The 25911-nt window shown below is 73.1% G+C and carries 29 protein-coding genes; 12 read left to right on the top strand and 17 right to left on the bottom strand.

All coding sequences use genetic code 11. The annotated features are described in order from the left end of the window. Positions 1 to 110 precede the first annotated feature (110 nt). The 3 genes from ASG28_RS11590 to ASG28_RS11580 all read left to right on the top strand — a co-directional run bounded on the left by ASG28_RS11590 (position 111) and on the right by ASG28_RS11580 (position 2048). Entirely contained in the window at positions 111 to 755 is a 645-nt protein-coding gene (locus ASG28_RS11590) for an FMN-dependent NADH-azoreductase (RefSeq protein WP_055975242.1), read from the top strand. Between the two features lie 2 nt (positions 756 to 757). Further along, positions 758 to 982, top strand: a complete 225-nt coding sequence (locus ASG28_RS11585) for a hypothetical protein (protein ID WP_055975237.1) — start codon at positions 758 to 760, stop codon at positions 980 to 982. A gap of 67 nt (positions 983 to 1049) precedes the next feature. After that, positions 1050 to 2048 (top strand): aldo/keto reductase, encoded by a 999-nt coding sequence (locus ASG28_RS11580; RefSeq protein WP_055975234.1) that lies wholly within the window; start codon positions 1050 to 1052, stop codon positions 2046 to 2048. A 70-nt stretch (positions 2049 to 2118) separates the two neighbouring features. Here ASG28_RS11580 and ASG28_RS11575 read toward each other — a convergent pair whose 3' ends face one another. Then, complete coding sequence (locus tag ASG28_RS11575) at positions 2119 to 2688, bottom strand: phosphatase PAP2 family protein (protein ID WP_043595928.1); 570 nt, start codon at positions 2686 to 2688, stop codon at positions 2119 to 2121. 136 nt (positions 2689 to 2824) lie between these two features. On the opposite strand from ASG28_RS11575, the gene ASG28_RS11570 reads away from it, so the two are divergent. Next, positions 2825 to 3718 carry an SDR family oxidoreductase gene (locus ASG28_RS11570; RefSeq protein WP_055975231.1) on the top strand — a complete coding sequence of 298 codons (894 nt, stop codon included), beginning with the start codon at positions 2825 to 2827 and terminating at the stop codon, positions 3716 to 3718. 102 nt (positions 3719 to 3820) lie between these two features. On the opposite strand, the gene ASG28_RS11565 is transcribed toward ASG28_RS11570, so the two are convergent. The 3 genes from ASG28_RS11565 to ASG28_RS11555 form a co-directional block, all read right to left on the bottom strand. Then, a complete protein-coding gene (locus ASG28_RS11565; RefSeq protein WP_055975228.1) occupies positions 3821 to 4678 on the bottom strand; it encodes an NAD-dependent epimerase/dehydratase family protein in 858 nt (285 codons plus the stop codon). Then, positions 4675 to 5670 (bottom strand): prolyl aminopeptidase, encoded by a 996-nt coding sequence (gene pip / locus ASG28_RS11560; protein WP_055975225.1) that lies wholly within the window; start codon positions 5668 to 5670, stop codon positions 4675 to 4677. The genes ASG28_RS11565 and pip overlap by 4 nt, the downstream gene beginning before the upstream one ends. Positions 5671 to 5789: 119 nt before the next feature. Then, positions 5790 to 6215 (bottom strand): DUF1810 domain-containing protein, encoded by a 426-nt coding sequence (locus ASG28_RS11555; RefSeq protein WP_055975222.1) that lies wholly within the window; start codon positions 6213 to 6215, stop codon positions 5790 to 5792. 125 nt (positions 6216 to 6340) lie between these two features. Between ASG28_RS11555 and ASG28_RS11550 the strand changes: the two genes are divergently transcribed. Continuing rightward, positions 6341 to 7600 (top strand): GNAT family N-acetyltransferase, encoded by a 1260-nt coding sequence (locus ASG28_RS11550; RefSeq protein ID WP_055975219.1) that lies wholly within the window; start codon positions 6341 to 6343, stop codon positions 7598 to 7600. Between the two features lie 367 nt (positions 7601 to 7967). On the opposite strand, the gene ASG28_RS11545 is transcribed toward ASG28_RS11550, so the two are convergent. Together ASG28_RS11545 and ASG28_RS11540 are read right to left on the bottom strand one after the other, a co-directional pair. After that, the gene (locus tag ASG28_RS11545; protein ID WP_055975216.1) at positions 7968 to 8645 is read right to left on the bottom strand and encodes an SIMPL domain-containing protein; all 678 of its coding nucleotides are present in this window, start codon (positions 8643 to 8645) and stop codon (positions 7968 to 7970) included. Positions 8646 to 8694: 49 nt separating this feature from the next. After that, positions 8695 to 9408 (bottom strand): alpha/beta hydrolase, encoded by a 714-nt coding sequence (locus ASG28_RS11540; protein WP_082454598.1) that lies wholly within the window; start codon positions 9406 to 9408, stop codon positions 8695 to 8697. 98 nt (positions 9409 to 9506) lie between these two features. Here ASG28_RS11540 and ASG28_RS11535 point away from each other — a divergent pair, with 98 nt between their 5' ends. Next, positions 9507 to 10055 (top strand): NUDIX hydrolase family protein, encoded by a 549-nt coding sequence (locus tag ASG28_RS11535; RefSeq protein ID WP_043595902.1) that lies wholly within the window; start codon positions 9507 to 9509, stop codon positions 10053 to 10055. A gap of 147 nt (positions 10056 to 10202) precedes the next feature. Beyond that, positions 10203 to 11171: a hypothetical protein gene (locus ASG28_RS11530; protein WP_055975212.1), complete on the top strand. Its 969-nt coding sequence runs from the start codon at positions 10203 to 10205 to the stop codon at positions 11169 to 11171. A 49-nt stretch (positions 11172 to 11220) separates the two neighbouring features. Here the strand turns inward: ASG28_RS11530 and ASG28_RS11525 are convergent, their stop codons facing one another. Then, the gene (locus ASG28_RS11525; protein ID WP_200925289.1) at positions 11221 to 13116 is read right to left on the bottom strand and encodes a DEAD/DEAH box helicase; all 1896 of its coding nucleotides are present in this window, start codon (positions 13114 to 13116) and stop codon (positions 11221 to 11223) included. 548 nt (positions 13117 to 13664) lie between these two features. Here ASG28_RS11525 and ASG28_RS11520 point away from each other — a divergent pair. Then, positions 13665 to 13997 carry a hypothetical protein gene (locus ASG28_RS11520; protein WP_157485704.1) on the top strand — a complete coding sequence of 111 codons (333 nt, stop codon included), beginning with the start codon at positions 13665 to 13667 and terminating at the stop codon, positions 13995 to 13997. Between the two features lies 1 nt (position 13998). On the opposite strand, the gene ASG28_RS11515 is transcribed toward ASG28_RS11520, so the two are convergent. Beyond that, a complete protein-coding gene (locus ASG28_RS11515) occupies positions 13999 to 14598 on the bottom strand; it encodes a DUF1684 domain-containing protein (protein ID WP_055977526.1) in 600 nt (199 codons plus the stop codon). 230 nt (positions 14599 to 14828) lie between these two features. Here ASG28_RS11515 and ASG28_RS11510 point away from each other — a divergent pair, with 230 nt between their 5' ends. Then, a complete protein-coding gene (locus ASG28_RS11510; protein ID WP_055975207.1) occupies positions 14829 to 15332 on the top strand; it encodes a nucleoside deaminase in 504 nt (167 codons plus the stop codon). A 31-nt stretch (positions 15333 to 15363) separates the two neighbouring features. On the opposite strand, the gene ASG28_RS11505 is transcribed toward ASG28_RS11510, so the two are convergent. Then, a complete protein-coding gene (locus tag ASG28_RS11505) occupies positions 15364 to 15852 on the bottom strand; it encodes a hypothetical protein (protein WP_055975205.1) in 489 nt (162 codons plus the stop codon). Between the two features lie 87 nt (positions 15853 to 15939). Between ASG28_RS11505 and ASG28_RS11500 the strand changes: the two genes are divergently transcribed. Both ASG28_RS11500 and ASG28_RS11495 read left to right on the top strand, forming a co-directional pair. Continuing rightward, on the top strand, positions 15940 to 16536 hold the full coding sequence (locus ASG28_RS11500) for a hypothetical protein (protein ID WP_082454595.1): 597 nt from the start codon (positions 15940 to 15942) through the stop codon (positions 16534 to 16536). Between the two features lie 49 nt (positions 16537 to 16585). Beyond that, a complete protein-coding gene (locus ASG28_RS11495) occupies positions 16586 to 16891 on the top strand; it encodes a DUF427 domain-containing protein (protein WP_055975201.1) in 306 nt (101 codons plus the stop codon). Between the two features lie 170 nt (positions 16892 to 17061). Here ASG28_RS11495 and ASG28_RS11490 read toward each other — a convergent pair whose 3' ends face one another. The 8 genes from ASG28_RS11490 to ASG28_RS11455 all read right to left on the bottom strand — a co-directional run bounded on the left by ASG28_RS11490 (position 17062) and on the right by ASG28_RS11455 (position 24519). Further along, on the bottom strand, positions 17062 to 17706 hold the full coding sequence (locus ASG28_RS11490) for a CGNR zinc finger domain-containing protein (RefSeq protein ID WP_055975199.1): 645 nt from the start codon (positions 17704 to 17706) through the stop codon (positions 17062 to 17064). Between the two features lie 181 nt (positions 17707 to 17887). Continuing rightward, positions 17888 to 18343 carry a SprT-like domain-containing protein gene (locus tag ASG28_RS11485; protein ID WP_054145362.1) on the bottom strand — a complete coding sequence of 152 codons (456 nt, stop codon included), beginning with the start codon at positions 18341 to 18343 and terminating at the stop codon, positions 17888 to 17890. Between the two features lie 21 nt (positions 18344 to 18364). After that, positions 18365 to 19582: a hypothetical protein gene (locus ASG28_RS11480; RefSeq protein WP_055975196.1), complete on the bottom strand. Its 1218-nt coding sequence runs from the start codon at positions 19580 to 19582 to the stop codon at positions 18365 to 18367. Positions 19583 to 19986: 404 nt separating this feature from the next. Beyond that, positions 19987 to 21195 carry a PQQ-dependent sugar dehydrogenase gene (locus tag ASG28_RS11475; protein WP_055975193.1) on the bottom strand — a complete coding sequence of 403 codons (1209 nt, stop codon included), beginning with the start codon at positions 21193 to 21195 and terminating at the stop codon, positions 19987 to 19989. Positions 21196 to 21300: 105 nt separating this feature from the next. Next, entirely contained in the window at positions 21301 to 21705 is a 405-nt protein-coding gene (locus ASG28_RS11470) for a flagellar assembly protein FliW (RefSeq protein ID WP_043594811.1), read from the bottom strand. Beyond that, positions 21702 to 22586 carry a flagellar hook-associated protein FlgL gene (gene flgL, locus ASG28_RS11465; RefSeq protein WP_055975191.1) on the bottom strand — a complete coding sequence of 295 codons (885 nt, stop codon included), beginning with the start codon at positions 22584 to 22586 and terminating at the stop codon, positions 21702 to 21704. The genes ASG28_RS11470 and flgL overlap by 4 nt, the downstream gene beginning before the upstream one ends. Positions 22587 to 22589: 3 nt before the next feature. Further along, positions 22590 to 24014 (bottom strand): flagellar hook-associated protein FlgK, encoded by a 1425-nt coding sequence (flgK, locus tag ASG28_RS11460; RefSeq protein ID WP_326937860.1) that lies wholly within the window; start codon positions 24012 to 24014, stop codon positions 22590 to 22592. 1 nt (position 24015) lies between these two features. Then, positions 24016 to 24519 (bottom strand): flagellar protein FlgN, encoded by a 504-nt coding sequence (locus ASG28_RS11455; protein WP_043594815.1) that lies wholly within the window; start codon positions 24517 to 24519, stop codon positions 24016 to 24018. Between the two features lie 469 nt (positions 24520 to 24988). On the opposite strand from ASG28_RS11455, the gene ASG28_RS11450 reads away from it, so the two are divergent. Then, on the top strand, positions 24989 to 25810 hold the full coding sequence (locus ASG28_RS11450) for a sigma-70 family RNA polymerase sigma factor (protein WP_055975186.1): 822 nt from the start codon (positions 24989 to 24991) through the stop codon (positions 25808 to 25810). The last annotated feature ends 101 nt before the right edge of the window (positions 25811 to 25911 follow it).

Below are 25911 nucleotides of genomic sequence, written 5' to 3'. Positions count from 1 at the left end.
CACCACCGACATTCCGCCGAGATGTCATGACGTGCCGCTCATGTCCGGAGGTGAGCGGCACGTCGTGTCATCTCGCCGGCCGTGTCGGCCGCCCCGGCTACGGTGGGCGCATGCCGAACCTGCTCCACCTCGACTCGTCCGCCGACCTCACGACGAGCCGCTCGCGCGCGATCACCGCGGCGTTCGCCGACGCCTGGTGCGACCTCGGCGCCGACCACACGGTCACCCGCCGCGACCTGCACGTCGACCCGTTGCCGCACCTGAGCGACAGCGCGCTGCACTGGCCGCCGCGCCTCCGTCAGCAGGGCGACGCCCCCGACCCCGCCCACGAGGCCCTGCAGCAGGCCCTCATCGCCGAACTCGTCGCCGCCGACGTCGTGCTGATCGGTGCCCCGCTCTACAACTACTCGCTGCCCTCGACGCTCAAGGCCTGGGTCGACAACATCCACGTTCCCGGCGTCACCGCGCCCTTCGACGGCGACGACCAGCAGCCGATGCTCGGCCGACCCGCGGTCGTCGTGACCAGCCGCGGCGGCGTCTACGACGAGGGCACGCCCACGGCCGACTGGGACCACGCCACCCCGGTCCTCGACATCGTCCTGGGGTCGACGCTCGGCATGCGCGTCGAGACGATCGCCACGAACCTCACGCTCAGCGACCGGCTGCCCATGCCCGAGGCGGCCCGCGAGCGTGCCACGCGCGAACTGCGAGAGGCGAAGGAGGCGGCGGTCGCCTCGGCCCGTCGCCTCGGCTGACCGTGTCGTCGCGTCGACGAGGCGGTCGTCGGGCCGGGGCCGCGCGCCGGCTGAAGTCGATCGTCGCCCGCGTGTTCGGCATGCTGGCCGCGGCGCTCGCCATCATCGGCCTCGTCCGGTTGTTGCAGGGACAGGCCGGGTTCGGTGCCGCGTTCCTCTTCGCGGGCTTCGTGTCGGTCGTCGTGTCGTACGCCCTCGTGCGCAGCGTCAACGCGTCCCGGCGCTGACCTCCCGCGGCTGCGCCTGGTCCTGCACCTGGGCGACCCGTCGTGCGGCGTGGCTAGGCTCGACGACATGCAGAGCCGCACCCTCGGAACCCGTTCATCCTTCCTCGCCGACCGCCCCGTCTCGGTGATCGGCCTCGGCACCTGGCAGCTCGGTGCCGACTGGGGTGACGTCAGCGAGAGCGACGCGCTCGACGTGCTGGGCGCCTCCGTCGAGTCCGGGGTGACCTTCTTCGACACCGCCGACGTGTACGGCGACGGACGCAGCGAGCAGATCATCGGCCGCTTCCGTGCATCGAACCCCGACGTCCCCCTGACGGTCGCCACGAAGATGGGCCGCCGGCTCGAGCAGGTGCCGTCGAACTACGTCCGCGACAACTTCGTCGCGTGGACCGACCGCTCACGCCGCAACCTCGGCGTCGACACGCTCGACCTGGTGCAGCTGCACTGCCCGCCCACCCCCGTCTTCGAGAGCGACGCCGTCTACGACGCCCTCGACGAGCTGGTCGAGAACGGGGCGATCCGCGCCTACGGCGTCAGCGTCGAGGAGACCGCGCAGGCCCTGACCGCCATCGCCCGCCCGAACGTCTCGACCGTGCAGATCATCTTCAACGCGTTCCGTCTCAAGCCCCTCGACGAGGTGCTGCCGGCCGCGCAACGCGCCGGCGTCGGCATCATCGCCCGGGTCCCCCTCGCGAGCGGGCTGCTCTCGGGCAAGTACACGACCGAGACGACGTTCGCCGAGAACGACCACCGCACCTACAACCGGCACGGCGAGGCGTTCGACCAGGGCGAGACCTTCAGCGGCGTCGACTTCGAGCAGGGCGTCGCCGCCGCGCAGGAGTTCGCCGCGGCCGTCCCCGACGGCGTCACCGTGCCGCAGGCCGCCCTCGCCTGGATCGTCGAGCAGCCGGGCGTCAGCACGGTCATCCCCGGCGCGCGCAACGTCGCTCAGGCCACGGCGAACGCGGCGGCCGGAAGCGTCGGTGACCTCGCCGACGGGCTCGACAGCGAGGTCGTCCGCATCTACGACCAGTACTTCCGCGAGGCCGTCCACCCCCGCTGGTAGTCCGGGCGGGTCGACCCGGCCGGTCCCGCTCGGTGCCGCCGAGCCGGGCCCGGCGGGGAACCCCGTCGGGTCAGCGCTCGCGCGGTGACACGAGTCGCCCGACCAGCGCGACGCCCGACCCGATGATCAGCCCGCCGACCACGTCGGACGTCCAGTGCGCCCCCACGTGGAGGCGCGACCACGAGACGGCGCCGGCCAGCGGCAACAGGGCTGCCGCGGCACCCGGCGACTCGATCGCGACACCCGTGACGAATCCGGCGGCACAGGCCGCGTGGCCGGACGGGAACGACGCGGACAGCGGTTGGCTGCGCAGGCGTCGTTCGATCGGGACGTCGTCGATGAGCGGACGGTTGCCGCCGAAGATGCGTTTGCCGACGATGTTGGCCATGGCGCTGGCGAAGCCGAGCGACAGCGTGCCCCGCACGGCCGCGCGACGCTGGCCCACGAGGGCGAGGCCCGCGGCGACCGCGGCCCACAACAGCCCGTGGTCGGCGAAGTGGCTGAGACGACTGAGGTTGCGGTCGACGACCGGCACCCCTCGGACCGAGTTGATGCGTTTCGCGGCCCGGCGGTCGGCGCGCAGCACCCAGGCGGGCAGGACCTGACGGGGAGTCTCGGAAGGCAGTGGCAGCAGGGGCACGCGACCACCGTATCTTTCCCCGGGGGCCGCGCCGCGCCTCCTCGGGTCCGCTCGTCGCCTCGCGGCCGGTGACGTCGCGGCCGGCAGGGGTACAAGCTGGGCCGACGCAGCGGCGCCGCCGCGTACACCGGGGGGCATGGCAGACAACATGTACACCCCGCAGAACCCCGTCACCCAGTACCCCCAGCCTCCGTTCGAGCACCAGCAGCAGAGCGCTCCCGGCGACGTCCACGCCATGAAGCCCGAGCCCGACCACGGCGAGACCAGCTACGTCGGCAGCGGTCGCCTCGCCGGCCGCAAGGCCCTCGTCACCGGTGCCGACAGCGGCATCGGCCGCGCGACGGCCATCGCCTTCGCCCGCGAGGGTGCCGACGTCGCGCTGAGCTACCTCGCCGAGGAGCAGTGCCAGGCCGAGGAGGTCGCCGCACTCGTCCGCGAGGCAGGTCGTACCGCCGTGCTGTTGCCCGGCGACCTGCAGGTCGAGCAGACCAACGTCGACGTCGTCGAGAAGACGGTCGCCGAGCTCGGCGGCCTCGACATCCTGGCGATCATCGCCGGCGTCATGCCGACCGTCAGCAGCATCGACGACTTCGAGACCGAGACGCTCGACCACGTCCTCAAGGCCAACATCTACCCGCTGTTCTGGTTGACCAAGGCCGCCTCGAAGCACCTGCAGCCGGGGGCGTCGATCATCACGACCTCGTCGATCCAGGGCTTCCAGCCGTCGCCCGACCTCGCCGAGTACGCCGTGTCGAAGGCCGGCATCGCGAACTGGACCCGCGCCATGGCCCAGCAGCTCGCCGAGCGCGGCATCCGCGTCAACGGCGTCGCGCCCGGCCCCGTCTGGACGCCGCTGCAGCCCGCGTTCGTGCCGAACGAGAAGATCGAGACCTTCGGCTCGGAGGCCGCCTACGGTCGCCCCGGCCAGGCCGTCGAGCTGGCCCCGTCGTTCGTGTTCCTGGCCAGCCAGGAGTCGAGCTACATCAGCGGTGAGACCATCGCCGTGACGGGTGGCACGCCGATCCACTAGATCGCCGACCCACCCTCGAACACGCCGTCGAGTGGACCGGACATCGCCGAGTGCGGTGCCCCGTCCGCTCGGCGGCGTTCTCGTGCGCCGGGCGGGACCGGTTCAGGGGTGCCGCACGCCCTGGCCCGCGATCACGGCACGGTAGCCATCGCGGAAGGTCGGGTACGCGAACGTGAACCCGGTGCCACGCAGTCGTGCGTTCGACAGCCGCTTGTCGCCACCGGCCTGACGGCCCCGAGGAGGCGCGCTCGGCGGCACGGGCACCCCCAGTTCGTCGGCCACGAACGCCAGCACGTCGTCGAGCCTCGACGGCTCGTCGTCGACCCCCACGTACAGGACGTCGGTCGGCCCTGAGGTGGTGGTGAGGTGCACGATCGCGGCCGCCGCGTCGTCCCGGTGGATGCGGTTCGTGTGCGGCGAGCTGCCGGCAGGCTCGGCCAGGCGCGCCTCGCCGTCGCGCACCTGGGTGATGAGTCGCTCTCGCCCCGGGCCGTAGATGCCGCCGAGGCGTAGGACGACCCCGTCGGGGCGACGCTCGTGCAGCAGGGCCTCGGCCTCGAGGATCACCTCGGCCGTCGGAGAGGCCCCGGTCGCTGGCGTCGCCTCGTCGACGACGCTGCCGTCGTCGACGTCGTACACGGCGGTCGACGAGACGAAGAGCACCCGGGCGTCGACCGCCCCGGCCTCGTCGAGTGCGTCGAGGACGGTGCGCAGGCCGTCGACGTAGGACGCCCGGTAGGTGTCGACGTCACGCGACCCGGCCGAGAGGGCGACGACGACGACCTCGGTGTCGGCGGGGAGCGTGGGGCGGGTGGTGCTCAGGTCGATCGAGACGCCCTCGATCGAGGCCGGGAGCTTGCCCGCCGAGCGACGGAGGCCGAGGACGCGGTGCCCGAGGGCGACGAACCGCAGGGCGGCCTCGGTGCCGAGGTCGCCGCAGCCGGCGAGGACGACGGTCATCGGGTCCCCTCGTCGTCGGCTGCGGTCGGTACGTCGGCGAACCGGTCGGTCGCCGCGATCAGCGCCTCGAGGATGCCCGGCTCGTCGAACGCGTGCCCGGCGTCGTCGACCAGGACGAACTGGGCGTCGGGAAGGGCCGCGTGCAGGTCGAAGGCCGTGGTCGCCGGAGTGCACAGGTCGTAGCGACCCTGCACGATGACCGTCGGGATGTGCGCGACGAGATGCGCGTCACGGATGAGCTGGCCCTCGTCGAGGAAGCCACGGTGGACGAAGTAGTGGTTCTCGATGCGGGCGAAGGCCAGGGAGAACGCCGGGTCGGAGTACCGCTCGACCAGGTCGGGGCGGGGCAGCAGGGTGATCGCCGAGGCCTCCCACGACGACCACGCGACGGCGGCCGGCCCGTGCACGGCCGGGTCGGGGTCGGCGAGCAGGCGCGAGTAGGCCTCGATCAGTCCGCCCGGTCGGCGCTCGTCGACCGGCACCGGGGCGAGGTAGCCCTGCCACCGGTCGGGCAGCACGTTCGACGCCGGACCCTCGTAGAACCAGTCGAGCTCGCTCTGTCGCAGCGTGAAGATGCCGCGCAGCACGAGCTCGGTGACCCGGTCGGGGTGGGTCTCGGCGTAGGCGAGTGCCAAGGTCGACCCCCACGAGCCGCCGAACACCTGCCAGCGGTCGATGCCCAGGTGCTCGCGCAACGTCTCGAGGTCGGCCACGAGGTGCGGTGTCGTGTTCGTGGAGAGGTCGGTGCCGAAGGTGCCCGCGCGCGGCGTGCTGCGGCCCGCCCCGCGCTGGTCGAGCAACACGATGCGGTACCGCCGCGGGTCGAACAGGCGGCGATGCGCGGGCGACGACCCGCTGCCGGGCCCGCCGTGCAGGAAGACCACCGGCTTGCCGTCGGGGTTGCCGCATTCCTCCCACCAGACGTGCTGGCCGTCACCGACGTCGAGCAGGCCGGAGTCGTACGGTTCGATCTCGGGGTAGAGCGGGGGCATGCGGACGAGCGTAGCCGTGGGCGCCGACACCGGCAGGGGAGGCGCGGTGCCTGTGGGCGGTGACCCGCGCCTCCTCGTCCGGGGACGAGCCGTCTCGCGACGCGGGGGCGCCGAAGAGCTCAGAGGCGGGCGACGGTCAGGTCGTCCTCGACGCCGTCGAACCAGCGGTCGAACACCGCCCGGAACGCGGGCTCGGACGGGTCGGCCCGGCCGAAGAGGGTCATCGACGACCGCAGCTTGAGGGCATCGACGCCACCCATCAGCTCGTCTACGCTCACCGCCTCCGCTGTTGCGGCCAGGCCCGCCGCTTCGCGCAGCCTCGGGCCGAGCACGGGGTGCGCGAGGTAGGCCCGCGCCTCGTCGAGCGAGCGGATCGCGTAGGTGCGGTCCATGCCGCTGCGGCCGAGGCCTGCGATCTGAGGGAAGACGAACCACATCCAGTGCGACGACTTCCGTCCGCGGCGCAGCTCGTCGAGGGCCCGGTCGTGGGTGCCGCCGGCGTCCTGCGCGTCGACGAACCGGTCGAGGTCGAAGGGGTCGCTCATCGACCCGTTCTACGCCTCGCGCGTCGGGTCGTCGCCCCCTGGCGCGGCTGCGGATGACGGCGCTACTCTGGTCGGCTGCCCTGCCGGGCGGCGGACGACGTCCCCGCCTCGACCCCGGAGCCCCCGTGACCGACATCGTGATCGACGAGATCGTCGTGCCCAGCACTCTCGAGCCCCGTCCCGCCGCCGACCGTGACGCCGACGCAGACCCCGACGGCGACCACGCCGACCGCCCCGACCACGCCGACCGCGTCGCCGCCTACGTCGAGGCGATCGCCCTCGAGAACGCCGTCCAGACCGAGGTGCTCGGTTTCGGCGACCTCGACTTCGCGCCGGCCGAGCAGCTGCCGCAGTGGCACGACCCGTTCACGCCACGGCGACTGTTCGTGGTGCGGGCCGAGGGACGCATCGTCGGTCGGGCCACGTACGAGACGCTCGCCGACCCGGCCGTCACGACCTGCTGGCTCTGGGTCGCCGTCGCGCCCGAGCACCGCCGCCGGGGCCTCGGCACGGCCCTGCTCGACCACCTCGAGGCCGTCGCCCGCGCCGCCGGCCGCACCGACGCCATCGCCTTCGTCGCGTCGGGCCAGGGCGTCGCCTCCGGCCAGGGTGTCGCCTCCGGCCAGGACGTCGCGTCCGGCCAGGGCGTGGCCTCGGGCCAGGGCGCCACCGCAGGCCAGGGCCCCACCGCAGGCTCGGCCCCCACGACCGCCCCGGCCGACCGCCTCGAGGCCTCGACCGGTCACGGCTGGGTGCCCCGCGCCTCCTCGGAGGTCCGGTTCGCGCTGTCGCGCGGCTACGCGCTCGGCCAGGTCGAGCGCATCAGCCGCCTGCCCCTTCCGGTGGACGAGGAGGCGCTGGCCGCGATCCGCTCCGAGGCGCTCGCCGCGGCGGGGGACGAGTATCGCGTCCACACCTGGTCGGGCCCCACCCCCCGGCTCTGGCAGTCCGACGTCGCGGCCATGGCGACCGCCCTGAGCACCGATGCGCCGATGGGCGACGTGCCCGAGCCCGAGGACGTCTGGACCGTCGAACGCCTCGTCGAGGCCGAGCGGCGACGGGCCACGAGCGGGCGGGCCTCGCTGACCGCGGCGGCCGAGCACGTGCCGACGGGCCGGCTCGTCGCGTGCTCCGACCTCGCGGTGCCCGACGACGCGTCGCGGCCCGCGATGCAGCAGATGACCCTCGTGCGACGGGAGCACCGCGGGCACCGGCTGGGCTGGCTGGTGAAGGTCGCCAACCTCGACCGTCTGGCCGTGGAGAAGCCGGGCCGCCCGGCCGTGCTGACGTTCAACGCCGAGGAGAACCGGCCCATGCTCGCCGTCAACGAAGCCGTCGGGTTCGGGCCGATCGGCGTCGAAGGGGTGTGGCACCGGCTGCTCTGAGGTGGGGCGCCGGGCCGACGGGCGGCGCGGCACCCCGGGGTGCCGGAACCGGAATCGGACCAGCCGCTCGGGTCGGCGTGTGCCGAACCCGACCGGCGGCGAGCCCCTGGCGTGCCGAACCCGACCGGCGGCGAGCCCCTGGCGTGCCGAACCCGACCGGCGGCGAGCCCCTGGCGTGCCGAACCCGACCGGCGGCACGCTCCTGGGTGTGCACAACCCGACATCGTCGCGACGACGCGCCGCTCATGTCCGCCGTCGCCCGGCGTGTCGAAGTCCGGTTGTCGCGATTTGCACACCGAGACGGTGACACAGGGGCAGGGGCAGGGGAGGCCGGGTGGCAGGGCCGGGGCGCGGGGGAGCAGGCGGGTCAGGCGACGAAGTCGGCGCTGACCTCGGCGGAGACCTCGATGTCGTCGGGGTGCAGGTCGAAGGTGACGAGGCCGCCCGACGAGAACGTCGCGGCAGCACGGGCCAGGCCGAACGGGCTGCCGCCACCGGGAGCACCCGGCCGCAGCCCCGGCTCGAACACCGACTGCAGCGTCGGTCGCCCGAGCCCGAGTGCCTCGGCGTAGTCGCCGGCCCGGGTGACGGCGTCGGCGATGGCGGCGACCCGCACGGCCTTCTCGACCTCGGGCCGGCGGGCATGGCTGAGCGACCACTCGATCCAGTCGACGGTCACGCCGGGTTCGAGGGCGACGTCGCCCACCCACGAGGCCAACGCGTCGAAGTCGCTGAACCGCACGTCGACGTCGGCCCGCGTACGGAACAGCACCCCAGAGGAGGCGCGGGTCGCGTCGCCCCCGTCGCCCCGGTCGGTCGCCGCCTCGGTCTCGACCGCGACCGAGACGCTCCGGGCGCTCCACCAGGTGGCGGCCTCCTGGCGGCGCCAGGCCGTCGCCTGCTCGGTGAGGCGGGAGTGCACGGCGGCGGTGTCGCGGACGACCCTCTCGCGGTCGTCACCGTCGAAGCCCACGGTGAGGTGGACGACACCGCGCTCGGCACGGTGGCGGTGGGTGGCGGAACCGGACACCGAGAGCGTCGCCATCGCGCGCCTCCTTCGTTCGTTGGGGCTAGAGGGCCGGGGCGGGCCCGGATCAGTCGGTGGAGTCGGCGCCGGCGACCGACACGGGTGCGTCGGCGTCGGCGGCCGGGGCGGCGGTCACACGGCCGATGAACGCGTTGAGGTCGTCGAGTTCTTCTTGCGAGATGCCGTGGGCCAGCCCGGGGTAGACGGTCTGCTCGGCGTCGGCGTGCGTCTCGAGCCAGGCGGACGTGCGCTCGACGGCGTCGGCGGGGATGACCTGGTCGACGTCGCCGCGACCGTAGAAGACGGCGGGGCGGGCGGCCGTGACGGCGTCGTCGCGTGCGGCCGCGCGCTCGAGCGTGGCGTCGTCGCCCGCGGCGGGGACCACGAACCCGGCGAGCACGGCCGCGAACGCGAACCGCTCGGGCGCGTGACGGAGCAGCTGCAGCGAGAGCGACCCGCCCTGCGAGAACCCGAGCAGGCTGACGGACGGATGGTGCGCCCCGAGCGAGTCGAGCCAGGCGAGCACGGCCTCGGCCGCGTCGTCGACGGCGCCCAGGTCGGGCGCACCGGGAGTCGACAGCGGGTACCACGAGAACCCGTCGCCGTGGGGCAGTGGTGCCCGCAGCGACGCGACCACGAACTGCTGCGGCAGGTAGGGGGCGAGCGCGATCAGGTCGCCCTCGTGCGAGCCCACGCCGTGCAGCAGGACGAGCAGGGGCCGCCCGTCACGCTCGGCCTCGACGGCGGACCACTGGACGAGGGACGGGTCGATCTGCACCATGGGCCGAGCCTAGCGACGGGTGCCGACATCGGGGCCGGTGCTGTTCGCCCGTAGCGTCACGTCACGCGATCGGGCCGTCGAGCCGGTAAGAATGGGCCATGAGCTCCGTGCGGACACCCGACCCCGACCCCAATCCCGGCTGGCTCTCGGAGGACGAGCTCTTCCAGGCGCGGCAGCACCTGCCGATCCTCTACGTCGAGGCCGTGCCCGTGCGAACCGACGGCATGGGGGTCGTGACCGAGGTCGGAGTGCTGCTCCGCGCCTCCGACGAGGGGTCGATCTCGCGCATGCTCGTCTCCGGCCGGGTGATGTACGGCGAGAGCCTGCGCACCGCCCTGTTCCGTCACCTCGAGAAAGACCTCGGGCCGATGGCCTTCCCGCAGCTGCCTCCGTCGCCGGTGCCGTTCCAGGTCGCCGAGTACTTCCCGCTGCCCGGCTCGTCGGTCTACACCGACCCCCGTCAGCACGCCGTGTCGCTCGCCTACGTGGTGCCCGTGACCGGCACCTGCGACCCGCGGCAGGACGCCCTGGAGCTCACCTGGCTGACGCCGCACCAGGCTGCCTCCGACGAGGTCGCCGCCGAGATGGAGGGCGGCCGCGGCACCCTGCTGCGCAGCGCCCTCGCCTCCGTCGGCGCCCTGCACTAGCCGCCGCGCCTGCCGAGACCCCAGGAAGTCGCTGAGACCCCCGTGCGCGAGCCGGGGTCTCGGTGACTTCCTGGGGTTTCGCGACGTTCTCCACAGGCCGACGACGGCAGGAGGCGCGGGTCACGTCGGTCCGTCAGGCTCGACACCGTGCCGACACCTGACGACGAGATCATCCGCCGAGCGACCTGGCTGCGCAGTGGTCGTGACGACCACGAGTTGCGACGACGAGCTCGCGTCGACGAGCTCGTCCGACTCGCCCCCGGCACGTACCTGTCGGCAGAGACGTGGGTCGCGGCCGACCCTCGACAACGGCACGCATTGCGGGTCCGTGCCGTCGTCGGGCGGCTGACCTCCGACATCGTCGTGTCGCACGAGTCGGCGCTCGCCCTGAACGGGTTCCCCCTCCTGGGGCGTCGGCCCGAGCGTGTCCACGTCGTCGACCGGAGGCGCGCCAGCACCCTCACATCGTCCACGCTGGTCCGTCACGCCGCCGACCTCGGCGCCGCCGACCTGATCAGCAGGTGGGGCATGCCCACGGTCGTCCCCCTCCGCGCCGCTCTCGACGTCGCGCGTACCCGCGATCTCCGAGGCGGACTCGTCGTCATCGACCACGGACTCCGTTCGCAGGCTTTCGACCGGACCGCCGCAGGGGCCCACCTCGAGGCTCGTGGCTCCCACAGAGGTACCCGGGTGGCCACCCTCGCTCTCGCCCTCGCTGATCCACTCTCGGAGTCGGCGGGTGAGTCGCTCAGCCGGGCGGGCATGTTCGAGGCCGGGCTGGCACGCCCCGTCCTGCAGAAGCGCTTCCACGACGACGACGGACTGATCGGCCGGGTCGACTTCTGGTGGCCGTGCTGCGGGGTGGTCGGCGAGTTCGACGGGCTCGTGAAGTACCTCGGCCGGACCGAACGACGAGGCCGCACACCCGAACAGGTCGTGGTCGACGAGAAGCTGCGCGAGGACCGCATCCGTGCCCTACCCGGGGTCCGCGGCTTCGCCCGGTGGCTCTGGGACGACGCCCTGACGCATCGACCCATGCTCGACAAGCTCGCCCGTGCGGGGCTCGCCGGCTGCACGCACGGCGAGTGGAGCGCCGAGACCCCAGGAAACCGCTGAGACCCCCGTGCGCGCACGAGGGTCTCAGCGGTTTCCTGGGGTCTGACGGTCAGCGACCGCTGCGCTGGCCGCCGCCGGTGCGGGCCTTGCCCCCGACGAGGCCGCCGACCTTGAGCGAGCCGGGACGGCCGCCCTCGGACGAGGCGCGGCGTCCGCCGCTGCGCTGGCCGCCGTCACGCTGGCCGCCCTCGCGCGAGCCGCCTTCGCGCGAGCCGCCGAGCGACGCGGCGAACTCGGCCTGGTCGTTGCGGACCGCGTTGGTGCGGCTCTGGCCGCCGTCGCTCTGGGTGCCGCTGCTCTGGGCGCGGCGACCGGTCTGACGGGTGCCACGGGTCTCGTCGCGAGCACCGTCACGTGCGCCACGGGCGTCGTCATGGACGGGCGTGGACGAACCGCGGCCCGACTCGGTCGAGTAGAAGGTCGAGGCGCCACCGCGGGGGGCGGCGTCGCGACGCGCACCTCCGTCGCGGCCACCCTGGCGGCCGCCGTCACGCGAGCCACCCGAGCGACCCGCACCGGCACCGGCGCGACCGGAGTCGGAACCGCGACCCGCGCCTCCTTGGCCGGGGCGACCCGAACGGTCCTGACGGGCGATGGGGTTGCCCTGCGAGTCCTGGCGCGCGGCGCGCTTGCGCTGCGCGTTGGCGCCCTGCGAGCGTCCGCCGCCACCCTGCTGCTGCTGGACGGCAGCCTTGGGCGAGGGCTTGACGTAGGCGGCGACCTGGCCGACGAGGGCGTCGACCTCGGGCGAGTTCGGCGTCACGGCGGTGATGGTCGGGCGGATGTCGGCCTTCTTCATCAGCTGGGCGACGTCGCGCTTCTGGCTGGGGATGACGAGGGTGACGACGTCGCCCTCTGCTCCGGCGCGGGCGGTGCGGCCCGAGCGGTGCAGGTACGCCTTGTGCTCGGTCGGCGGGTCGACGTGGATGACGAGCTCGATGTCGTCGACGTGCACGCCTCGGGCGGCGACGTCGGTGGCGACGAGCACGCGGGCCGAGCCGTCCTGGAAGGCGGCGAGGTTGCGGTCACGCTGCGGCTGCGACAGGTTGCCGTGCAGGTCGACGGCGGGGATGCCCGACTCGGTCAGCTTCTTGGCGAGCTTCTTGGCGTGGTGCTTGGTGCGCATGAAGAGGATCCGACGGCCCTGGCCGCCGGCGAGCTTCTGGATCAGCGCGTTCTTGCTGTCGACGTCGGGCGTCTCGAAGACGTGGTGGGTCATCTTGGCGACGGGCGAGTTGGCCTCGTCGACCGAGTGCAGCACCTCGTTGTGGAGGAACTGCTTGACCAGCTTGTCCACGCCGTTGTCGAGGGTGGCGCTGAAGAGCAGGCGCTGGCCGTCGTTCGGGGTGGCCTTGAGGATGCGCGTGACACCGGGCAGGAAGCCCAGGTCGGCCATGTGGTCGGCCTCGTCGAGCACGGTGATCTCGATGGCGTCGAGCTTGACGAAGCCCTGCTTCATGAGGTCTTCGAGGCGGCCGGGGCAGGCGATGATGATGTCGACGCCGGCCTTGAGGGCCTGCACCTGACGGTTCTGCGAGACGCCGCCGAAGATGGTGGTGGTGCGCATGCCGTAGGCCTCGGCGAGCGGCGCGAGCACGGCGTCGATCTGCGTGGCGAGCTCGCGGGTGGGGGCGAGGACCAGGCCGAGGGGGCGCCCGGCGCGGCGGTTGCCGCCGGCCAGCTTGCCGCCGAGGCGCGCGGCCATGGGGATCGAGAAGGCGAGGGTCTTGCCCGAGCCGGTCTTGCCGCGGCCGAGGACGTCGCGTCCGCCGAGGGTGTCGGGCAGCGTGTCGACCTGGATCGGGAACGCGGTCGTCTTGCCTTCCGCGGCGAGGGACTTCACGATCGGAGCGGGCACGCCCAGCGAGCTGAAGGTGACGGTGTCGGCCGCCTCGTCGACGGTCGTGGCGTCGGTGTTCTCGGTGTCGAGGGTGTTCGTTGACATGTGGTGCACCTTTCGGGGCATCGGTGTCGAGCCGGGCCGAGGCTGCCTGGCCGCCTGCTGGTGCGAGGGCACGTCGGGGACGTGCTCGCACGAGGGCGGGGCAGTGCCGGGAGAACGGCTGTCGTAGCCGGGCTCGAGGTGTGGCGACGGTGCAGGTGTGCACGATCGTTTCGCCGCAGAGTGAGCTTCGCGCGCCTGCTGTTCTGCCTGGGTGTGTGCCAGGACGGAGAGGCGGTGAGGGGCGTGCTACGACGCAGGGAGCCGATCGGACCGGCTCGCAAGTGACCCCAGCCTAGCGGCTGAGGCCGGAAAACGCGACGGGTGTGGTCTGCACGGCTGTGCAGGCGCGTCGTGTGGCGGCGCTGGCGACGAGCCGAGGAGGCGCGGGTCGGCCCCTCAGGACGCCTCGCCCCCACCGCGCCACGCCTGGCTCACCGTGGATCGACCTGTCGATCCGTCGACGTGGTTGGCTACACCTCGGGGGCGCGAGAGCCGCGGCTCCGGGGGGCACGCACCGCGGTCTCCCCTGGTCCGGAAGGCCCGAACCCTTGCGCGCATCGACAGTCGTCTCGAGCTTGATCACCGCCTCCGTCCTGGCAGGGGGCCTGGCGGGGTGCACCGCCTCGGCCTCGATCGACCGGACCGTGTCGTCCAGTGCCTTCGCGACCACCGTCGCCGACGCCCTGGAACGAGAGGTCGGCACCCGACCCGACGTCGACTGCGGCGACGACGCCATCCCGGTCGTGGACCGGTCCGAGGTGCACTGCGACGTCAACACCCCGGGCTACGACGTCGTCTACGACTCGGTCTCGGTGATCAGCACCGACGGCGGTGACGACTACAGCGTCGCGGTGGAGGTCGACTCCGAGCCCAAGGAGTAGCTCAGACCGCGCGCCCGTACCGCTCGCCGACGGGGATCTCGACCGCGACCGTGTTGCCGGGCTGCGCGAGGGGGCAGGCCCAGGCCGGGTCGTAGGCACAGCTCGGGTTGTAGGCGAAGTTGAAGTCGAGCACGATCGTGCCGGGCTCGCCGCCGGCGCCGAGGTCGGCTCCCTTGACCGAGTCGATCAGGTAGCGCCCGCCGCCGTAGGTGCCGCCCGGCTTGCCCGCCAGGGCGTCCTTGATCGGGATGAACAGGCCGCCCGCGTACTGCGCCAGCTTCCACACGTCGAGGCTGCCGACGCCGGGCACGTCGACCACGCCGACGAGATCGAAGAGCACGTCGCCGTCGGTGCCGGTCTCGACCACCATGCGCCGCGGTTCGGCCGGCTCGACCGCCACCTCGAAGCGCCAGGCCGGGTCGTACGGCTTCGTCGGCAGGCCCGTGAAGTCGGGGCGGTCCTCGGGCAGCAGCGGCGTCGAGGGGTGCGTCGCGAACAGCTCGTCGCGGGTGCGTCGCCACAGGTCGTGGGCCGCCGCGAGGTCGGTCGCCTCACGCACGTCACGGTAGAGCCCGTGGATCGTCCGCCGCCACGACGCGATGTCGAGCGCGCCCTGGGCGGGCGTCGAGGTGGTGGTCTCGGCAGAGGCGTCGGCGCTGGCGTCGGGAGTGTTCTCGCCGGTGGACGAGGAGGCGCGGGTCGGGTCGGTCACCTCTGCCACCGTACGCAGGCGGTCGCCCCGCCGCCCGTGGCTCCCTCACAGGCGGGTCGCCCGTCCACAGCTCGCCGTCGCGGCCGCGGCGGACGGTGCCCCCTGGCTACGCTCACCCCATGACGACCGACACCACGACTCCTGACCCCACCGTCACCCCGGCCGACCTCGCGCAGCTGCACCGCGCGATCGAGGTCGCGCAGCAGGCTCGCGACCACGGCAACCATCCCTTCGGCTCCCTGCTGCTCACGGCCGACGGGGACGTCGTCGAGGACGAGAACACGGTCGTCACCGAGGGCGACCCGACGGGCCACGCCGAGACGAACCTCGTCCGCCTCGTCGCACAGCGGTTCGACAAACCGACGCTCAAGGCCGCGACCCTCTACACGAGCACCGAACCGTGCGCGATGTGTGCCGGAGCGATCCACTGGGCCGGGATCGGTCGGGTCGTCTACGCACTCGCCGAGCAGCAGCTGCTCGGCATGGTCACCGAGCAAGAGGGCGAGTCGACGCTCGACCTGCCCTGCCGCGAGGTCTTCGCCCGTGGGGGAGGCGCGGTGTCGGTGTCGGGGCCGGCCCTGTTCGACGAGGCTTCGGCCGTGCATGCCGGATTCTGGAGCTGACGCCGGCCCCCGGTGCGGCGTGCTGCCGAGGTCAGACGTGCTTCGGGTGGGTCGACGCCCCGCGCCAGGTCGGGGCCAGCGCCTTCATGCGCAGCGCGCGCCACTGCCAGGTCGCCCAGAGCCCGGGCCAGAGCAGCAGGCCCAACGGGCCGGCGTGGAACTCGAGTCGGTCACGCAACAAGGTGTGGTCCTGACCGTCCGGCACGACGGCCATCCGGTGGTTGATGCGCATGCGGGCGAACTGGCCGCTCGTGCCGCGTCCGGTGTCGCGCTGGATCCACGCACCGTCTCGTTCGTGCCAGTCGAGGTCGACGTGCGTGCTGCCGAGCGGCAGGACGCCGAGGATGCTCGCCGACACCGGGTGCGCCTCCTCGGTCCAGCGGTCGGGGAAGCCCGACGGCGACTCGGACCGGTAGACCACCAGCGGCTTCGTCACGGCGACCATCACCTGCGGATCGCGGAGGGCGTCGGTCGCGACGTCGACGGGGCAGGCGAGGCGGAGTTTGAGCTGCACGTGCATGCCCCGATCCAACTCCCGCCGCCTGATCGCACGTCACGTCGCGTCACGCACGGGCGACGTCCGAGCGTGGCTGCCTACGCTGGTCCGATGAGTTCGCACGGCCAGCAGAAGTACCAGGTGAGGCTCGACCACGGCGTGGCCGGAGCCGCCCGCATCGCCCCCGGGGCGCACGTCGTCGTCGTGGTCGACGTGCTCGACGGGCACGGAACCCTGACGCGGGACGAGACCGTGCGCGTCGTCGCCGCGCTGCCCGAGGTCCCGAGCGGGGCCGACGTCCTCGTCGTCACCGGTGCCGCTGCCGCGGCCGAGGTGGCCCGACACGTGGTCGAGCGTCAGACCCGACAGGGCGACCGCGCCCTCGTCGCGCTCGTCGCCGCGGGGGCGGTCGAAGCCGACGGGTTCCGGCCCGCCGTCGAGGACCAGCTCGCCGCCGGAGCGGTGGTCGACGCGCTCGCCGCGGTCGGCATCGACTTCTCGTCCCCCGAGGCGGCCGTCGCCTGCGCCGCCGCCGGGGCACTCGCCCGGGCCTCGTCGCACCTGCTGACGGCCTCGGCCTCGGCGGCCGAGCTGGTCGCGACCGACCGGGGCGACGTGGTCGACGCGGCCCGCGCCTCCTCGTCCTCCGTGGCGGTCGTGGCCGTCGTCCGGGAGGGCTCCCGCGAGGAACTCATCCCCTCGGCGTAGCGTTGCGGCCAGAGCGACCCGAACGTCGCCCCGACCCGCAGGAGGAACCATGAAGGCAGTGCTCACCGACGGAACCGTCGTCGCCGAGGCCCCGAAAGACGAGCTGATCTCGATCGAGGGCAACTGGTACTTCCCGCCCGCGAGCGTGAACTCCGACCTGCTGACCGAGAGCCCCACCCAGTACCACTGCCCGTGGAAGGGCGACACCCAGTACTTCAGCGTGAAGTCGGGCGACGACCTGCTGCAGGACCGCGCCTGGAGCTACCCGACGCCGATCCCGACCTCGTTCGACCGCGTCGGCAAGGACTACTCGGGCTACGTCGCCTTCTGGAAGGACGTCTCGGTCGTCGACTGACCGACCGTCGACCGTCGGCCGTTGCCCGCGCGGGTGTGTCCTGTCCGGGGCCGCACCGCTCACGCCGCCACGAGATGAACAACCCGCCACGCAATGACGTGGCGGGTTGTTCACTTCGTGGCGGGAAAAGGGAGCGGCGGGGTGGCCGGGCAGCGCGCGCGGCTCCGGCCTCAGCCCCTCGCGGCCCGGGCCCGGTGCGCCCGCACCTTGGCGCGGTTGCCGCACCTCTGCATCGAGCACCAGCGGCGGCTGCCCGCGCGCGACTCGTCGAAGAAGACGAGCCCGCACGCCTCGTTCGTGCACCGACGGAGGCGCGAGTCCGGTCCGCCTCCGAAGCCGACGGTCGTGAAGAGGGTCACCGCGTCGCGGGCGACCGACGCCATCGCCTGCCCGAGCCGCAGGCGTCCGGCTCCGGCCTGGCGTCGGCCGCCCTCGAGGGACGGCGGGACGTCGGGCAGCGCCGCGAACAGGTTGAGCGTGTCGACGTCGTCGGGGTCCGTCGAGGTGCCGTCGGCCGCGGCCACCGCGAGCCGGGCGATCGCGTCGCGCAGGCCCCGGGCGTCGGCGAGCTCACGGTCCGCGGCCGAACCCGCGATGCCGTCGAAGCGTTCGCCGATCCAGTCGTCGAGGTCGGCGGGCAGCAGCAGGCCGTCCCACGGGGTCGACCCGTCGGCGGGCAGGTCGAGGCCCGACTCCGGGCCGAAGCGCGACCCGGCACGGAATCCGCCGAGGTAGGCGAAGTCGAGGCTGAGCGCGCCCGAGTCGAAGAACCACCGGGTGTCGGTGTCGGATCTGAGCCACTGTCCGGTCTGCACCTGACCACCCTAACCGGTTACGCGCCTCCTGGACTCTCCTGCTCCTGCTCCTGCTCTCCCTTTCTCTCCCTCGCCGGCGAGATGTCACGACTTGCCGCTCACTTCTTATGATGAGCGGCAATTCTTGACATCTCGCCGAGGGGCCGGGGCAGGGGCAGGCAAAGGCCCGGGAGGCGCGGCGTCAGACCTCGCGCTTGGTCCAGGTGATCAGGTGGGCCGGGTCGTACCTCCGCGAGCACCGCCCGCAGGCGAGCGGTCGCGCCGGCTGCCGGTAGCGGTAGTGCTCGTGCCCCGCTGGGCAGACCCCGACCCAGGGGGCGAGCTCGCTGGCGATGGCTCCGTCGTGCAGGCGTGAGCCGACGTAGCCCAGGTCGGTCGCGACGGCCTTCCACCGGGGTCCGTGACCGGCGCGCGACCCGGCGAGGGCGTGGGCGACCTCGTGCAGCAGCACCTGGTGGATCTCGTCGTCGTCGTAGCGGCCGGCGAGGTGCCGCGAGACCGTGATGCGCTTCGTCGTGTAGTTGCACAGGCCCGCGCGGGTCTTGGCGTTGTCGAAGCCGAAGGTCCACACGGCGGGGTCGAGGTGCAGGTCGATGAGCGCAGCGGCCCAGCGCCGCACCCGGTCGAGGTCGGCCACGTCGAGGTCAGGAGGCGCGGGTCAGCGCCGCGGGAACGGCCAGGTGGTGGGCTCGTCGTCGCGCGGGAGGCCGTCGACGACTCCGGTCACGCCGGTGCCGCCCGTGCGGGGCCGATCGGTGCCACGGGCCTCGTCGTCGCCACGACGCTCGGCGTCGAACTCGTCCGAGTCGCGGTCGCGGTGACCCGCGGCCCGCTCGGCGAGGTGGCTGATCTTGCCCCAGAGACCACCGTCGCGTGGTGCGGCGGGAGCGCTAGCGGCGACCTTCTCGGCGCGCGCGGCGGCGGCCTGGGCCACGGGCGACGCGGCGGCCTCGTCGGGCATCGACTCGGGGTCGAAGCTGATCGCGGCGGTGCGCGCGGCGTCGATGGTCTGACGGACCGGCACCGCGCCTCCTTCCGCGTCGACGTCGGAGGTCGTGGCCTCGGTGCCCTGCGGCGCCTCGGGGGCGGGAGCAGGAGTGGGAGCAGACACGGGCGCGGGCGACCCGCCGTAGAGGGCGGCGATGCCGTCGAAGCGGGGGACCTCGGTCCGCGCCGGGGCCGGGGCCGGCGACGCCGGGGTCAGGGGCTGCATCGGTACCGGGTTCGTGTCGCCGGCGGCGGGAGCCTCGATGCGTGGCTGCGGGCCCGTGTCGCTCAGGTAGGCGCGCATGACGCCCTCGATCGCGACGCGCAGCCCGTTCGTGCGGTCGCGCGGGGCGCCCGACGCCTCGTACGCCTCGAGTGCCTTGGCCAGCGTCTCGCGAGCCTCTTCGTTGCGGCCGAGGTCGTACAGCGTGTAGCCCTCGAGCTCGGCCGCGGCGGCCTCGAGCTCGCGCCATTCTTCGGTGGCGGCCGTGATGCGGCTGGTGTGCAGGTCGTTCAGGGCGCGGTCGAGCTTGCCCTGCTCGCGGAAGATGTGGGCCCGTCGGATGCGGGCGGCCGTCGAGTCGGCCCGGTCGCCGGTGAAGTGCGCCAGACGGAAGGCCTCCTCGGCGATGGCGAGGGCCTCGTCGAGGCGGCCGAGCAGGCGCAACAGGTCGGCGCGCTCACCGAGGGCGGCGGTGCTGCGGCTCTGGCCCAGGGCGGCGAGGCGGGCCTCGGCGGCGGGCACGTCGACGGCCGTGCGGAGGCTGACGGGGTCGAAACCGCCGGCACCGCCGATGCCGCGCACGACGGGTGCAGCGAGCCCCGGCGGCACGGTCTGGGGGCGGGCGCTGCCGGGTGCTGTCGTGTCGGGTCGGTCGTGCTGGCTCATCGAGTACGAGGGTAACCGCCCGGCCCCCGAACAGGCCGCGCGGCGCGCAGCGTGTGAGCGAGTGTCACGGGGCCGTGTGGAGAAGTCGACCCGCGCCTCCTCGGGTCGCGTGCCGAACCCGACTCGCGCCTCCTCGGGTCGTGTGGTGAACCCGACCCGCGCCTCCTCGGGTCGTGTGCCGAACCCGACCCGCGCCTCCTTCTGTTGCGTGCACATCGCGACAGGTGGCCGCATCCCGCCACTCGATCGTGCCGGTCGGCCGGCGTGTCGCCCCCTGACTGTCGCGATTTGCACAGGAGAAGCAGCGGGATCTGAGCCGGAGCCGGAGTCAGGGCAGGGCGAGGGGCGGAGGGGCGGAGTGCCAGAAGGGGCGGAGGGCCAGGAGGCGCGGGGCGGGCCGCGGGTCAGGGGGCGGCGGTGAGGGGGACGCTGACGATGCGGTCGTCGCCGGCGCTCGGCGTGCCGCGCCCGTCGGTGTTGTTCGTCACGAGCCAGAGGGTGCCGTCGGGACCGGGGAGGACGTCGCGGATGCGGCCGAGCGACCGGTCTCCGGCGAAGAGCTCGGTCGGCACGGCTTCGGAGCCGGGTGCGACCTGGATCTCGAACAACTTCTCGCCGCCGAGCCCGGCCAGGTACAGCGTCGTGCCGACCGCCGTGAGGCCGCTCGGGCTGGCGTCGTCGGTCGACCACTGCAGCACCGGGTTCGAGAAGCCGGCGACCTCGCCGCGTCCCTCGACCTCGGGCCAGCCGTAGTTCGCCCCGTCCTCGAGGGCGTTGAGCTCGTCGTAGGTGTTCTGCCCGAATTCGGCCGCCCAGGCGGCACCGGTGGCGTCCCAGGCGATGCCCTGCGGGTTGCGGTGACCGAGCGAGTAGACGAGCGACCCGGGCGTGGGGTTGTCGTCGGGCACGCCGCCGACCGGGGTCGCGCGCAGCACCTTGCCGCCGAGCGACCCGGGGTCCTGCGCGTTCGGCCGTTGGTTCGCGTCACCCGTCGTCACGTAGAGCAGCCCGTCCGGGCCGAACGCGAGGCGGCCGCCGTCGTGGTTGCTCGCCTTCGGGATGCCGGTGATCACGGCCTCCTGCTCGCCCAGGCCGTAGGACCCGGCCTCGCCCGTGATCGGCGCGCGCACGACGCGGTTGTCGTCGGCGGTCGTGGCGTAGGCGTAGAGGTACGACGGCGACCCGGCGAGCACGGCCAGGCCGAGCAGTCCGCCCTCGCCCTCGTGCACGACCCCGTTGATCGTGCCGGCCTCGCGGGTGCTGCCGTCGGCGAGCAGCTCGAGCACCGTGCCGGTGTCACGCAGGCTGACGAACGACGACCCGGTGTCGAGTCGCACGACCGACCAGGGGGCGGCCAGGTCGGTGGCGACGTCGGTCGGCACGGCATCGGCCGCGACGGTGACGGCGGTCGCGTCGGTGGTCCCGGCGACCGGGCCGGGACCGGCGGCGGCGGTCGGGTCGGTCGGGGTCTCGGACGCCGGGCGGGTGGCGGCCCGGCCGCCCGAGCCCGTGGCGTCGGCCCCGGCGGTGCAGCCGACGAGCAGGACGGCGGTGACCGCCGCCATCGTGCCGACGGCGAGCCGGTGCCGTGTGGTGCGGGGTGTCGTGATCATGATCGCGCCTCCTGCGTTCCAGGCAAGCCGATGCCCGCGACGTGCGCACCGGTCGTCACCACACCGTGACCGCCTTCGCAGCCGGTGCCCAGCCGCGTGGCAGGCCTACGCGCGCGGGTTCAGCTCGGCGCGCAGCGGCCAGTCCTGGCCCTCGAGGATCAACTGGGCACCCGCGCCGGTGCGCACGTTGACCACGATCGGCGCGAGCAGGTTCACCGTCATGCCGGTCGACGCAGGCGTCGCGACGACGAGCAGCAGGGCCTCGGCGGCGTCCTGCAGGTCGAGGGTGGCGGACTGGTCGTCCGACACGACGGGCGAGTAGTCGGGCAGGTGCACGGACGCGTCGAGCACGAACAGCCGCACCTCGGACCCGCTCGCCCGCAGGGCGAAGAGTCCTGGGGCGCCGTCGATGCGCTCGAGCGAGAAGTCGGTCAACGGCTCGAGACCGAACGGAGGCGCGACGAACGTCACGACGGAGCCCGCGACCTCGCGGGCGGCGTTCGCGCTCATCGGAGGAAGTCCATCAGCGTGGGCTGGAGCACCTTGGCGGTGACCGCGAGGGCCGCCTGGTAGGAGGTGTTCTGCATCTGCAGGTCGAGCACGGCCTGGCCGAGATCGAGGTCCATGATGCCGGCGCGCTGCGCCTCGAGCGTGGTCTTCGTGTCCAAGAGGGTGTCCTCGGCTCTCAGGATCTGGGACTGTCGTGCCCCGATGTCGGACTGTACGCCGCGGACGGCCGTCAACCGGGCGTCGACCTCGGTGAGCCGCGTCCCGACGTTGACGCCGGCCCGCAGGTCGTTGCTGATGCGGTCCAGCATGCTGAAGACCGAGTCGGCACCGGTGCCGAAAGCGGTGGCCCCGTCGGCGTCGACGCGCACGCTGGTCTCGACGCCGATCTGGCGGGTGACCGACGAGCCCGGGGTGCCGGTGTAGCTGAAGTCGGGGCGGAAGGCGACGCCCGCGTCCGACGTGCCGGCGAAGACGCTGCGACCGTTGTACGAGGTGTTCGCCACGGCGAGCAGGTCGGCCTTGAGGCCGTCGATCTCGGTCGCGATGGCGTCGAGCGCGGGTTGTGACAGCGCGCCGGTGTTGGCGCCCTGCACCGTGAGGTCGCGCACCTTCTTGAGCACGTCGTCGGTGGACGACAGCGCCGAGTCGGCCAGCGAGAGCCACCCGTTGCCGTCGCCGACGTTGCGGGAGAACTGCACGTTCGCCGCCTGCTCGGCCTTGACCCGCAGTGCGTCCGCCGTGCCGGCCGGATCGTCCGACGGCTTCGAGATCTTGTCGAGGGTCGACGCGCGCTGCTGGGCCTGGTCGACCCGGTACGAGCTGGTCTGCAGGTTGCGCTGCGCGGTGAGCATCGCCATCTGGTTCGTGGTGCGGGTGATCATCGGTTACCTCCCGACCCGTCCCATGCCGTTGATCAACGTGTCGAGCATCTCGTCGATCGCGGTCATGACCCGGGCCGCGCCCTGGTAGGCGTGCTGATAGGTGAGCAGGTTGACGTTCTCCTCGTCGAGGCTGACCCCGGCGGTCGAGAGCTGGCGACCCTTGGCGGACGTCGCCGCGAGGTCGGTGAGGGTCGAACGGTCGGCCTCGGTGCGGGCCGTCGCCCCGATCGTGCTGACGATCGAGCCCCAGGTGCGGTCGGGCGAACCGACCGACAGGCCGATCTGGCCGACGGCCCGGGCGACCGATCCGTCGAGGGCCCCGCCCGTGCCGTTGCCCGAGGCGATGGTCGAGGCGCCGGTCGGCAGCACGGTGAGGCCGCGGGCGGCGGACACCCCGGCGGTGAACCCGAAGAAGGCGTGACCCGTGGTGCCGTCGGCCGTCGTCCCGGTGGAGTGCACCGCGTTGACCTGGGCGGCGAGCTGGGTCGCGAGGGCGTCGTAGCTCGCGGCGGCCTCGGCGAGCACGCCGCCGGTGCCGCCGGGAGCGGCCGGGGCCAGCACCGACAGCGAGCCGGCGATGCTGCCGCCGTCGAGCGAGATGGGGTCGCCGGCGCGGTGGGTCCATTCGAGCGAGACCCCCGAGGAGGCGGTGGCCAGGGTGTAGTCGCCGGTCACCTTCACCTGCCGGGCCGAGTCGCCCGACACCAGGGCGTTGCCGCCGACCAGGACGTCGACCGTGCCGTCCGCGTTGTCGCGCACCGTGCCTCCGGCGAGGGTCGCGATCTTCTCGGTCAGCGCCGAGCGCGCGTCCACCAGTTCGTTGGTGCTGACACCCTGCTGGGTCGCGGTGCGGATGCGCACGTTGAGGTCGGCGACCTGGGTCGCGGCCGAGTTGAGCTGCGAGGCGAGACCGTCGAGCTGCTGACGCTGCGAGGTCCATTGGTCGTCGACGGCCTTGTAGCCGGTCGAGAGGGTCTGGGCGATCGTGTTCGCCTGGCCGAGCAGCACGGCGGCGGGGGCGGCGGCGGACGGGTCGTTCGAGACGTCCTGCCAGGCCGACCAGAACTTCGTCAGCTGCGAGGCGATGCCGGTGCTGCTCGGCTCGTTCAGGGAGGACTCGAGGGCGGCCGTGACCGAGGCGCGGACGCCCTGGTAGCCGGCGGCCCCGGCGGCGCCGCGCACCTGCGCGTCGGCGAACCGGTCGCCGATGCGGGCGATGCCGTCGACCGACACGCCCTGTCCCGGCTGGACGCCGCTCGAGAACAGGCCCACGCGGGCCGCGGCCTCGATCGAGGACTGGGTGACCCGTTGGCGCGTGTAGCCCTCGGTGTTGACGTTGGCGATGTTCTGGCCGACCACGTCGAGCCCGGTCCGGGCCGCGGTCAGCCCGCGGTAGGCCGTGTTGAGGCTGCCGAACGTGCTCACCACGTCAGAGCCGCCCGTCGAACAGGTGACCGCCGGAGGCGCTGGCCGAGTTCGCGTGACCGGTCTGGCCGGTCGCGTCGTACGTCGCGGTCGCGGGGCCGGTCGACGCGGTGGCCAACGTCTCCTGCGTGGCGCGGGCGGCGGCCCGGAGGAAGCGTTCGTTCTCGTCGCGCAGCTGGGCGATGCGTCCGGTCAGCTCGGTCATGGCGCGCAGGTGGGCGGTGAAGATCTCGCCCCACGGGCCGGCCGGGGCCGCGGCGATGATCTCGCGCAGCGGGGCCTCCTCGTCGGTGCCCCACTCGCGGGCGACGGCCGACACCTCGACACTGCGCTCGAGCCCCGCCGACCGCAGGCGACCGAGCACCTGCTCGACCTCACGCGTGGCGTGGTCGATCCAGCGGCTGCGGCCCGCGGTGAGCAGCAACTGCTCCTCTTCGAGCTTGAAGGTCAGCAGCTCGAGCAGCTCGCGCTCTCGCCAGAGCAGCGCGGAGAGTTCGTTAGCGCCCATGGGGGCCTCCTCGGTCGGTCGCATCGGGGTGTCGGGTTCGTCGGTCGTCGGCGAGGAGTGCCCGGCGTCCTCTGCACCGGTGACTATCGGCGGAGGCGCGGAGCACGTTAGTCAGCGGCCCCGAACCGTGCTCCTAGCCTTAAAGCACCACTCGAAGGAAGGGCCGTTCCGACCCAGTCCGGGGGTGGGGGCACGGGGTGTGTCCCCCGAAGGGATGACGACCGTTCCCCCGCACTGGGGGCAGTTCCGGACTGCCGCCGCCCCCCTCCTGCTCGGTAGCGTTGCAGAGCAGCGACGGACCCCCGACGGGTCGGTCGCGCAGCACCATCCGCGGTCCGGACGACGTCTCGTCCGGTGCGCCGCGCCTCCTCGGCGAACCCTGTCGACGTGCCCTGATCAGAGGGCCGTTCGTCGCGCCCGGAGTCACCGTCACCGGACCACACAGGTCCCCTTCGCACTGGGAGTCGCGATGAACCGCACCGAACGCAACGCCATGGTGGTGGAGAACCTGCCGTTGGTCGGTTACCTCGTCTCGGAGGTGTGCGCCCGCGCCACCCACCTGTCGCGTGACGACCTCGCCTCGGTCGGTGCCGTCGCCCTCGTCCAGGCCGCCGACGCCTTCGACCACACGCTCGGCATCCCGTTCGGCGCCTACGCCCGCACCCGAATCGTCGGCGCGTTCGCCGACGACATGCGCTCGGGCGACTGGGCCAGCCGTGGCACCCGCAAGCGCATCAAGGAGACCCTCGCCGTCCAGGAGGCGCTCACCGCGACCCTGGGACGCGCCCCGAGTGTCGACGAGATCGCCGGTGCCCTCGGCGTCGACCGCCAGACGGCGGCCGGTGCCCTGACCGACGCGGCCCGCACGGTCTCGGCCCTCGACGACACCGTCGCCGACCACCTCGCCGCCGACCTGCCGCTGCCCGAGGAGAACCTGCTCGTGTCGGAGCGCAGCCGCTACGTCGCCGCCGCCGTCGAGGCCCTGCCTGAGCGCATGCGCCTGATCGTCGAGGGCGTCTACTTCGGCGACCGCACCGTCACCGAGATCGCCGACGAGCTCGGCATCACCCACAGCGCCGTCTCGCAGCAGCGCACCGAGGCGGTCCGCCTGCTGCGCGACGCCCTCGAGTCGCACTACGCCGACGACCCCGACGCCGAGTTCACGCCGGTCTCGAAGACCGCGCCGGCCCGACGCAGCGCGTACCTGTCGCGCGTCGCCACCAACGCCGCCGTCGGCATCGCCCGCGCCATGCGCGAGCCCGACGCGGCCGCCGTCAGCACGGCGGTCTGAGATCGCCCGAAAAAACTTCTGCGGCTGACTTACAGCCGCGGTCGACCGGCCGACAGTAGCCGGTGTCAGCCCACGGACGGGCCGACGAACACCACCCAGTC

The sequence above is a fragment of the Frigoribacterium sp. Leaf415 genome (genome assembly GCF_001424645.1).
GTDB lineage: Bacteria > Actinomycetota > Actinomycetes > Actinomycetales > Microbacteriaceae > Frigoribacterium.
The sequence above is the reverse complement of the archived record's forward strand: the minus strand, read 5'-3'. Positions and strand labels throughout refer to the sequence as shown.